Origin of the sequence: Mycolicibacter kumamotonensis, assembly GCF_002086285.1 — a bacterium.
Classification (GTDB): domain Bacteria; phylum Actinomycetota; class Actinomycetes; order Mycobacteriales; family Mycobacteriaceae; genus Mycobacterium; species Mycobacterium kumamotonense.
This window is the reverse complement of sequence record NZ_MVHU01000007.1, coordinates 1-10,439: the sequence shown is the minus strand read 5'-3', so window position 1 is coordinate 10,439 and position 10,439 is coordinate 1. Positions and strand designations below refer to the sequence as shown.

Sequence of the window (10,439 nt, the reverse complement as noted above, 5' to 3'; positions counted from 1 at the left end):
GCGGCGCGTTCGCGCCCGCAGAGCACCGCTCAGATCCCCGCACCCGGGTTGAGAAGGTTCAGCGGATCCAGCGCCGCCTTGACCCGCTGGTTGAGCGCCATCGCCTCGGGCCCCAGCTGCTGGGCCAGCCACGGCCGCTTCAGCCGCCCGACCCCGTGCTCGCCGGTGATGGTGCCGCCCAGGGTGATCGCCAGGTCCATGATCTCGCCGTATGCGGCCTCGGCGCGGTGGACCTCGTCGGGGTCGTTCGGGTCGTGCACGATCAGCGGGTGGGTGTTGCCGTCCCCGGCGTGGGCGATCACCGCGATCATCACCCGGTGATCGGCGGCGATCTTCTCGATCCCGGTGATCAGCGCGCCCAGCTGCGGCAGGGGCACGCCCACATCCTCGAGCAGCAGCGGCCCCTTGGCCTCGACGGCCGGGATGCAGAATCGCCGGGCCGCCACGAAGCCTTCGGCCTCGACCGGGTCATCGGTGGAGAAGACGTCCTTGGCGCCGTGCTCGGTGAACACCCGGGCCATCAGCTCGATGTCGTCCGCGCCGGCGTGACCCCGCTCGTCGGAGGCCGCCACCAGCATGGCGGCGGCGTCGCGGTCCAATCCCATCCGCAGTTGGTCCTCGACGGCGTTGATCGCCGCGCCGTCCATGAACTCCAGCATCGACGGGCGCAGCCGCCCGGAGACGTCGAGCACCGCCTCGGCCGCGGCGGCCACCGAGTCGAAGGTGGCCACCACCACCGCGGACTTGGGCTGGGCCGGCAGCAGTCGCAGTGTCACCTCGGTGATCACCCCGAGGGTGCCCTCGCTGCCGACGAACAGTTTGGTCAGTGACAGCCCGGCGACGTCTTTGAGGCGCGGCCCGCCCAGGCGCACCGCGGTGCCGTCGGCCAGCACCACCTCCAGGCCCAGCACGTAGTCGGTGGTGACGCCGTATTTGACGCAGCACAGCCCGCCGGCGTTGGTGGCGATATTGCCGCCGATGCTGCAGATCTCGAACGACGACGGGTCCGGCGGGTACCACAGTCCGTGCGCGGCGACGGCCTTCTTCACCTCGGCGTTGAACAGGCCGGGCTGGCACACCGCGGTGCGGGTGACCGGGTCGACGGTGATGTCACGCATCTTCTCGGTGCTCAGCACGATCCCGCCGTCGACGGCGGTGGCGCCGCCGGACAGTCCGGTGCCCGCGCCGCGGGTCACCACCGGGACCCGGTGCGCGCTCGCCCAGCGCATGACCGTCTGCACCTCCTCGGTGCGCAGCGGACGCACCACCGCCAGCGGTTGGCCCGCCAGCGGGTCCAGCGCGTTGTCCTGGCGGTAGCCCGCGGTGATCGTCGGATCGGTGACCACCATCCCGTCGGGCAGGTCGGCGATCAGCTGGGCCAGGGCATCGGAATCCACGCAAGCGATCCTACGGAGCTGCGGTGGCGTGCCGCGTCGCTACGGGTCGACGGTGAACTGCTGCTCGCCGTGGGCTGAGCCGCTCGGCTCGCCCTGCAGGTCGACGACGTAGGTGTAGGTGCCGGGTTTGGTGAGTTGAAAATCCCAGCCGCCGCCCCCGTCGCAGGTCGCCAGTCGCTGCTTTCGCTCCAGCACCACGCCGCCACCGCTGTCGAGGACCTTCGTCTGCTCGGTGCAGTAGGAAAACAGTCCCTTTCCGTCATCGGTCTTCCAGCGCAGGCCCAGATCGACCCAGAAAGTGCCGTCGTGCTTGGTCTTGCTGAGCTGGAAATGGTTGGGCGCCAACTCGACTCCGGTATCACCGGGGTTGGTGTGCGAGTGGAACACGCTCAACTGCAAGGTGCCGGTGCTCCGGGCCGGCGCGGTGGGGCCCTGGCCGTTGAGGGTGAACTGCAGGTGATTCTTGCCGGTCACCTCGCCGATCGCTCCGGCGATGTTGGCGAAGAACTGGTCGGGCAGGGTGGTCACCAGCGACAGTGCCACGCCGGTCCGGTGCACCACATCGCCCAGGTATTTGGGGTCGGCGCCGGCTGCGCCGCTGATTGGCCCGCCGGCGGCCCCGATCCCGGCCAGCAGGCATTGGGCGACGCCGCCGTACTGATCGCGGGCCTGGTAGGCGTCCTTGGGCAGCTGCAAAGCGTTCATCGCGGTCAGCGCGCAGTCCCAGGCCGACCGGCTGTTCTGGAACACCGTTACCAATTGGTCGCCGTCGATGCCCAGCATTCCGAGTCCGGTCAGGATCGAATTCAATTGCAGCGCCACCGGATTGACATCGGCATTGATGGTGGCGCTGGTGGTGCCGGCTGGAAGTGCGAGCCGGCCGCCGGCGCGCGGTGTGAGCAGCCCGTTCTTGTCGCCGAACAGCCACACCGCGAGCTGGTCATTGCTGTTCAAGGGCGTCGGGTTGGTGAAGGCTCCGGGAGGCGAGGATGTGATCCCGTAGAACTGGCTGCTGTTGTTGGCGAAGTCGACGCCGACGCCGCCGTCGCCGGGGTCGCTCAGGCAACCGGTGACCGGCGCGTCGGGCTTGGATGCGCTGAGCGTGTAGGAGATCGATCCGATGGTCAGTCGGCTGCCGCCCGCACAGGCCGGGCCGGAGTTGGTGCCGGGCAGCAGCACACCCCGGATGGTGTCGACCACCTTGCCCAGGTCGGCGGCGACGACCTGAAAAAACGACAGGTGGTCGGTGGTCGCGCTCACCGTGCGGGTCGCCGGATCCCAGGTGGCCGGTATCAGGTCGATCACCGACCCGTCGGCGCCGGAGCCCGAGTGGATCACCGGCTTCACCGAATCGCTGAACGCCCCGGCAAGCTCCGGGTCGGCGGACAGGTCGAAGCGCAGCTCGATCGGCTGCTTGGGCTGCAGCCCTGAGCCCAGCGTGATCGACGCCGGTGCACTGGCGGCCACCGCGGCCGCAAATGGTTTGCCCGTGGCTTCTGGGCCACCCGAGATCGTCAGCGGCACACCGGGATCACTGACACCGGCCGGTGCGGTTGCGGTGACCCGCATCTTGCTCAGAGTGATCTCGACGCTCGCCCCGTCGGGGCCGATCACCGCCGACGGCGACACCGTCGGCGAGGGGGACGATGAAACGGTCGGCGTCGCGATCGACTCGGGCACCCGGTTCCCCGACGAGCAACCGGTCAGCCCGGAGGCAAGCAACACGACCGTCAGCGCGACATGACCGCTGTACCTGCGCATTCCGGGAGTGTAATGGCGGCGCCGGGATTTCAGCGGCGGATCAGCCGGCGTCGAACAACGACGCGAACCACGAACCCAGGTCCGTACTGGCGGCCTGCCCGATCAGCTCGGACATGTTCGCCCACTGCTGGGCGGCCTGCTCACCGACCTCCGTCGGCCAGGCGTCGTTGGCGGTCAGGATGGTGGTGGCCAGGTCGTCGCGGGCATTGAGCAGGCCGGCGATGATGCCGCTGTTCGGGTCGAGCAGGGCGTCGCTCAGCAGCGAGCCGGCCGCCCCGGGCAGCAACAGCGACAGCACCGATTGTGCTGCGGCCAGCTGGAACGGCAGGCTGATATCGCTCCACAGCAGCGGCAGGTTGTTGGCCACCGCGGTGAGGCTGCCGAACGGGTCGCTGGTGAACCCGTGCCAGACGGCGTCCCAATCCGGGCTCAGTGCGTCGGTGAACCGCAGCTCCAGCGGCGTTTCGGGCTCCGCGCCGAAAACCGCCGCGAAATTGTCGTCACCGATGAGCCCCTTGAGTCCCGAGAACAGCAATTCCTGGATCAGCCAGCTCGGTTGGGCGTGCATCCGGGACACGTCCAGGGCGTAGTCGTAGGACAGCACCCGCTGGGTCATGTCGGCGGCGTATTCGGCGGCGCTGACGGTCGGGGTGTCCTCAGGCAGGTACTGGGCCACATCGGCCACCGACACCACCTGAGTCGTCACCTCCATGCCCGTCGGATCGGTTCCGTCAGGCAGGTTCTCGAACCGGGCGAAGATCTCGCCGTTGGGGATGCCCCCGGTGTCGAGCCAGTTCGCCACGCCCGGGTTGGTGGCGCTGACCACGTAGTAGGTGTAGCCGTCGGCGGAGTGAAACGCGGTGGTGTTGTTCAAGGTGGTCTGCGCCAGGGTGAACGGCAATGCGGCGCCGTAGACGTTCATCAGCTCGATCCCGCTGTAGCCGGCCGCCACATCGGGCACTTTGACGATCAACGCCTGGCCCGGGTCCAGGTCGAAATTCCCCGCGGAGACATCCGCACTCGGCAGACCCGTGGCGAACAGGCTGGTCTCGGTGGCCAGCGGACTCATGGTGTTGGCGGGCTGCTCGATCCCGGCGATCTGGGCCAGCCCCATGTTCTGGGTGTTGAACGGGCCGGCGATCTTGGCGAAGGCACTGAACAGCATGGTCAACGCATCGTCGACCGAGGTGATCTTCGTCGGAGCCGTGGTCTCGTCGCTGGGAAAGAAGCCGCCCTCGGGGATGGCGAAGAACGGCGGGCAGTCGGCCACGCAGTGGATGCTGATGTTGCTGGGACCTTTCGCCCAGTCGCCCAACATGTCCCGCACCAACAGTGAGGCGGCGCCCTGGATGGTGGCGCTGTCGTCGTCGATGAAGTTGACCGCGCCGCTGGGCGCTTCCGGGCCGATGTAGACGGTGAACGTGCCGTCGGGATTGACCACCAGGTCGTGGCCGAGTTCCAGGCTCTCCTTGCTGACGGCCTGCGACCCGGTGATCTGCTCGGTGGCGATGGCGAACGCCTCGGTGCCGCCGCCGATGCGGCCGGTGAGCTCATAGGTCGCGCCCGGGGCCAGGCCCGCGGTGGCGTGGTAATAGATGTCGGGCGTGAAGAACTGGAAGTACTGGCGAGGGTTGGCGGCGTCTCCGGCGATCACTTCCGGCGATTGGAAAAACCATCCGTCGAACAACTCGGTAACCCGGGAGACCCCGGCCATGAGCAATTCGTAATTCGTGTTCTGCAGGCCCGTCATCAGCATGGCGACGCCATCGGGTGTCGCAAAGGGCAGTGCCGCGTCGTCGGCCGCTGCCTGCTTCATCGCGTCCAGCAGGGCATCGATCGCCTGTTGCACCTCGGCCGAGACCGACGTCAGCGCCACCGGCGTCAGGTGAGCCGCGCGGGCCGGATGGATCGGGCCCGCTACCGCGCCGGCGGCCACGACCGCCGCCAGCCCGGCCGCACACAGTGCACTGGTAGACCGGCCGCCCCGGTGGGCTTCGCGTCGTCCGGTGGCCATGACCGGCTCCTCTCCGGCAATATGACAATTATTTGTCATATGAACGACAACTGAAAATGCGATGAGACGGGACGCTACCGGCGGCCGAACCTGAGCGCAAGGGTCCGGGCCGACGCCGTACGATCGGTGATTTCCCGGCAGAGCCAGGCATAAGGAGGGCGATGGGCGGGCACGACGACAAGCGGGTGGGCTCGCCACCTACCGATCGCGTCGTCGCCGTCGTGGGCTTATTGGCAGCCCAGTCGCAACCCAGTTCCGTCGCCTCGATCGCATCGCGGTTGGAGCTCAACCGTGCCACGGTGACGTCGATCCTGCTGGCATTGGAGCGGGCCGGATGGGCGGCCCGCAACGATGATCGCAAGTACACCCTGGGCCCCGGACTGATCGGTATCGCCGACACCGTCCGTCGGCTCTGGCCGCTGTCGACCGAGAGCGCGCACGTGATCGAGCAATTGGCGGAACGCGCCGGTTGCGGAGCGGGGCTGGCCCTGGTCGGGCCGACCGAGCTGAGTTTCCTGACCCTGGTGCGGGGCCGCGGCCGCATCCCGGCCGGGGTCGGTGTCGGTGTTCGGTTGCCGCTGATCGCTCCCGTCGGGGCCACCGTGATCGCTTACCGCGATGTGCGGGCACGGCAGGCGTGGCTGGAATCGGCGCACGGGGTCGGTCGCGACGTGCTCGAGGACGTGCTGGACCAGGTGCGGCAGCACGGCGTCGTGGTGTTCGGGCTGGGCGGTCCGGGCCTGGAGGCACTCGACGTGCTGGCCGAGGTGGTCGACCTGCTGGCGGAGCATCCCCGCCGGGTCGCGCTGCGCCAGCGGGTCTTCGAGCTGCTCACCGGCGTGAACGGAAACCCGTACACCGCAGAACAACTCGCTACCACGCAGCCGCTGTCGGTGAGTTATCTGGCCGCGCCGGTGTTCGACAAGGGCGATCCCACCTACGAATTGCAGTTGGGGCCGCTGCGCCGAGACGTCAGCGCCGCCGAACGCGACCGCTACATCCGCGAAATCCGGGCGACAGCCCAACAGCTCTCGACGTAGCCGTTTCACGTTGCGCGGCACCCGGCAGGATGGTGCCATGCTCAACCACCCGCGCACCGGTCAGCGGTTCGCCTCCCCGGTGCCGCCGGGCACCGGCTGGCCCGGCGACCCGGCCACCCCGGACACCCCGCAGGCCCCGGACGCCGCCCGGGTGCTGCAACTGGCCGGCCAAGTCGAGTCGATCCCCGAGCTGGACGCGCTGATCAGTGTCTGCCGGGCCTGCCCGCGATTGGTGTCCTGGCGCGAAGAGGTGGCCGTCACCAAACGGAAATCCTTTGCCGACCAACCGTACTGGGGACGCCCGGTGCCCGGCTGGGGGTCACCGAAGCCGAAGATCGTCGTGGTCGGGTTGGCGCCCGCCGCCAACGGGGCCAACCGGACCGGGCGGATGTTCACCGGCGACCGCTCCGGCGACCAGCTCTACGCCGCGCTGCACCGCGCCGGTCTGGTCAACCAGCCGACCAGTGTCGACGCCGCCGACGGGCTGCAGACCGACACGATCCGGATCATCGCCCCGGTGCGCTGCGCCCCGCCGGACAACTCGCCGACGACGGTCGAGCGCAACACCTGCGCGCCGTGGATCGACGCCGAATGGCGGCTGATCGCCCCGCACGCGCGGGTGATCGTCGCGCTCGGCGGTTTCGCCTGGCAGATCGCGCTGCGGGTGGCCACCGATCAGCCACCCAAACCCAAACCGAAGTTCGGCCACGGCGCGCTGGCCGAACTCGGCCCGACGTTGCGGCTGCTGGGTTGCTATCACCCCAGCCAGCAGAACATGTTCACCGGCCGGCTGACCCCGGCGATGCTCGACGACATCTTCGGCCGGGCGGCGGAGCTGGCGGGACTATCCGGCTGAGTGACGGCGTTGACATCCACGTGCGCTTATCCGTTCTTGATCTTGTGCCCGTCCGTACCGACCAGACCAGCGCCGACGCGCTGGCCGCCACGGTGCGGCTGGCCCAGGCCGCCGACCGGCTCGGTTTCACCCGCTACTGGGTGGCCGAGCACCACAACATGCCCTCGGTGGGGGCCACCAGCCCGCCGGTGCTGCTGGCCTACTTGGCCGCACAGACCACCCGGGTGCGGCTGGGCTCGGGCGGGGTGATGCTGCCCAATCACGCCCCGCTGGCCGTCGCTGAACAGTTCGCGCTGCTGGAGGCCGCCGCACCGGGGCGAATCGACCTGGGGATCGGCCGGGCGCCGGGTTCGGATCCGGTCACCTCGTTCATGCTGCGCGGCAGCAGGGAAGGCGTGGCCGAGCGGGAAATCCAAAACTTCCCCGACTATCTCGATCAGGTGCGCGCGATGATGAGCAGTCGCGGCGTGAAGGTCCAGCTGCGCGACGGGGACTACCTGCTCAAGGCCACCCCGGCCGCGGTCGGGGAGCCGAGGCTGTGGCTGCTGGGATCGAGCATGTATTCGGCGCGGCTGGCCGCGGCCAAGGGCCTGCCGTACGTCTTCGCCCACCACTTCTCCGGCCACGGCACCGAAGAGGCACTGGCCTACTACCGGGAGCATTTCACCCCCAGCGAGATGTGTTCCGAACCGACGACGTTCCTGACGGTGAACGCGTCCGTGGCCGAAACCCGGGAAGAGGCAACGGCATTGATGCTGCCGAATCTGCAGATGATGGCCCGGCTGCGGACCGGCCGGCCGCTGGGCGCCGTCGACCTGGTCGAGGACGCTCAGGCAGCGCAGGTGTCCGATCAAGAGCAGCGCATCATCGACAGCGGGCTGCGGCGCGCGGTCGTCGGCGCGCCCGGCGAAGCGGCCGAGCAGCTCATGGCGCTGGCCGAGCACTTCGACGTCGACGAGGTGATGGTCAACCCGGTGGCGTCGGCGCGGCGCGGCACCGACCCGGCCACCGCGCCCGGGCGCGAGCGGACCTGCGAACTGCTCGCCAGGGAACTGTTCTAGCCGCTGAAGACCGTCGACCCGAAACCGCTTGGGCGGTAATCGATGTAGATCGGATTCTCCGCGAACGGCCAGTACCCGGAGTTCATCGATGTGTTCGACCACACCCACGGGCTGTTGGTCGCGGTCGTCGTGAAGGAGTACAGCAAGGTCTGGCCGTCGGCGGTGTACACCGAGATCTCGGTGCCCACCGGCACGTGCGTGCCGATGCCGGCGCTGGGGAACAGCCACTGCGGAACGCTGCCCAACATGCCGCCGGAGTCGATCGAGGTCGAGACCGCCACCGGAGCGCCACCATTGACCGACACCATCGTGTCGACGAACGGGGAACCGGGAAGGGACAGTTCCGGCTCCAACTGGTTGGGGCCGAAGACCACCTCGCCGCGGGCCTCGTCGATGAGCACCCCCTGGTTGAGCGCGCCGGGCAGCGCCGAGATGATCGTCGAGGTTCCCGAGAAACCGTTGTTCGGCCCGATGCCGAGTACCCCGACGATGCCGTACTGGTTGAAGTACTGCGTCATCAGCGCGGTCGATGCCGGGTCGACGATGTTGACCGCGGTGGGATCGGTGACCAGTCCCTCGGGGCAGACGCCCAGCTTGTCGCAGAAGCCGACCGTGGTGTCGTAGGTGTGGTAGCTGTAGGACTGATTGCCCAGTCCGGCGTAGCTTGCGCTGCCGGAAAAGACCGAGTCGCCCAGGCCCTGGCTGTTGCCCAGGATCGTCAACCCGGTGGAACCGGTGTCGATCTGCACCGGAACCGGTGGACCGCCGTTGAGCGAGATGTAGACGATCGGGCTGATCCCGCCGCTTTGCAGATACAGCGGGATGGACGCGTTGACCAAGCCTTCCGGGCCGCCGGCGGCACCATCGGCAGCCGATCCCGAGCCCTCGCCGCCGGCACCGCCTGCGCCATTGGCCCCGGTGGAGCCGACCGTCCCGCCGTAGCCACCCACGCCGCCGTCGCCGCCGTCGCCCCCCATGGCCCCGGCGCCGCCGGCGGCCACGTTGCCCGCGGCCCCTCCGGCGCCGCCATCGCCGGCCGCCCCGCCGTGCACGTTCGTCGAGGCCAGGGTGGCGGTGCCGCCGTTTCCGCCGTCGCCGCCGTCACCGCCCGCACCGGCGTTGCCACCGGTGCCGGCAGCGGCACCCGAACCGCCCGCTCCGCCGGTACCGGCGTCGCCGCCGTCGCCCCCTGAGCCGCCGTTGCCACCGCTGGAACCCTGCGAATAGAAGCTGCCGCTGCCGTCGCCGCCGTCTCCGCCGGAACCTCCCACACCGCCGTTCCCGCCGGCGCCGCCGGTGTATCCGGCCGCACCGATCCCGCCGGATCCGCCGTCGCCCGCTCCGCCGCCGTGGCCACCGGCCCCGCCGATCCCGACCGGCGCCTTGTTGATTCCGGGTTGGGCGAACGTGCCGGTGCCTGGTGCGCCGCCGGCGCCGGCCGTTCCGCCGTTGCCGCCGTTGCCGCCGGCGCCGCCGGCGCTGGCGATCCCGGTGCCGCCGGTGCCGCCACCGCCGCCGGTCCCGCCGGATCCACCGGCGCCGCCATCGCCGTTGGTGCCGAAACGCCCGTGCTCGCCCAGGGCGGCGTTGCCCTGGTAGGAGGAGCCACCGGCCCCGCCCTGGCCGCCGGCTCCGCCGTGGCCGCCGTCGAAGCCCGCGTTGGGGCCCGCGGCGCCGTTGTCGCCGAGGCCGCCGTTGCCGCCGGCGCCACCGGCGCCGCCGTCGCCGCCGCTGCCGTATTGCACGTTGTTGGGCGCGTCCACGGTGGCGATGCCGTTGCCGCCACCGTTGCCGCCGGCCCCGCCCGTACCGCCCGCGCCGCCGTTACCGGTGCCGGGGCCGTGGGCGCTGGCGCTGCTGCCGCCGGCCCCGCCGGCCCCGCCTTGCCCGCCGTTGCCGCCGCTGCCGGGCAGGGTGGCGCCGGCCGGCTGGCCCGATTGGTCCAGGCCGCGGCCGCCGTTGCCGGCCGCGCCGCCGTTGCCGCCGTTGCCGCCGTTGCCGTCGCCGAGGGAGTTGCCGCCGGCGCCGCCGGCCCCGCCGTTGCCGCCATCGCCGGCGTTGCCGCCGAACAGGCCGGCGACGCCGTTCCTGCCGGTCGCCCCGTTGCCGCCGTTGCCGCCGTTACCGCCGTTGCCGTGGACGCTTCCGGTTCCGCCGTCGCCGCCCTTGCCGCCGCTGGCGCCGGCGGTGGTGGCGTGGTAACCGTCGCCGCCGTCGCCGCCGTCGCCCGCACGTCCCGTCGGGGCGGCCCCGGCCGCACCGGTCGCCCCGGTGGTCGAACCCGCCCCGCCGGCACCCCCGGCGCCGCCG

Annotated in this window: 7 protein-coding genes; 3 read left to right on the top strand and 4 right to left on the bottom strand. The window is 70.4% G+C overall.

Translation table 11 applies throughout. The annotated features are described in order from the left end of the window. Positions 1 to 29 precede the first annotated feature (29 nt). From BST28_RS06635 to BST28_RS06625, 3 genes are read right to left on the bottom strand one after another with little or no spacing between them, the layout of a single operon-like run. Positions 30 to 1,397 (bottom strand): FAD-binding oxidoreductase, encoded by a 1,368-nt coding sequence (locus BST28_RS06635; protein WP_083080396.1) that lies wholly within the window; start codon positions 1,395 to 1,397, stop codon positions 30 to 32. A 39-nt stretch (positions 1,398 to 1,436) separates the two neighbouring features. Then, on the bottom strand, positions 1,437 to 3,158 hold the full coding sequence (locus BST28_RS06630) for a hypothetical protein (protein WP_133054283.1): 1,722 nt from the start codon (positions 3,156 to 3,158) through the stop codon (positions 1,437 to 1,439). A gap of 40 nt (positions 3,159 to 3,198) precedes the next feature. Continuing rightward, the gene (locus BST28_RS06625; RefSeq protein ID WP_083080393.1) at positions 3,199 to 5,172 is read right to left on the bottom strand and encodes a hypothetical protein; all 1,974 of its coding nucleotides are present in this window, start codon (positions 5,170 to 5,172) and stop codon (positions 3,199 to 3,201) included. Positions 5,173 to 5,333: 161 nt separating this feature from the next. Between BST28_RS06625 and BST28_RS06620 the strand changes: the two genes are divergently transcribed. From BST28_RS06620 to BST28_RS06610, 3 genes are read left to right on the top strand one after another with little or no spacing between them, the layout of a single operon-like run. Further along, positions 5,334 to 6,212 carry a helix-turn-helix domain-containing protein gene (locus BST28_RS06620; protein ID WP_083080391.1) on the top strand — a complete coding sequence of 293 codons (879 nt, stop codon included), beginning with the start codon at positions 5,334 to 5,336 and terminating at the stop codon, positions 6,210 to 6,212. A gap of 37 nt (positions 6,213 to 6,249) precedes the next feature. Then, positions 6,250 to 7,068, top strand: coding sequence for a uracil-DNA glycosylase (locus BST28_RS06615; RefSeq protein ID WP_083080530.1), 819 nt, complete (start codon positions 6,250 to 6,252; stop codon positions 7,066 to 7,068). Between the two features lie 20 nt (positions 7,069 to 7,088). After that, positions 7,089 to 8,129 (top strand): LLM class flavin-dependent oxidoreductase, encoded by a 1,041-nt coding sequence (locus BST28_RS06610; RefSeq protein WP_083080390.1) that lies wholly within the window; start codon positions 7,089 to 7,091, stop codon positions 8,127 to 8,129. Here the strand turns inward: BST28_RS06610 and BST28_RS25050 are convergent. Next, positions 8,126 to 10,439, bottom strand: a 2,314-nt coding sequence (locus BST28_RS25050; RefSeq protein WP_165758057.1) for a PecA family PE domain-processing aspartic protease, incomplete at its 5' end; no start/stop codon positions are given. The two genes, BST28_RS06610 and BST28_RS25050, sit on opposite strands and share 4 nt — an antisense overlap.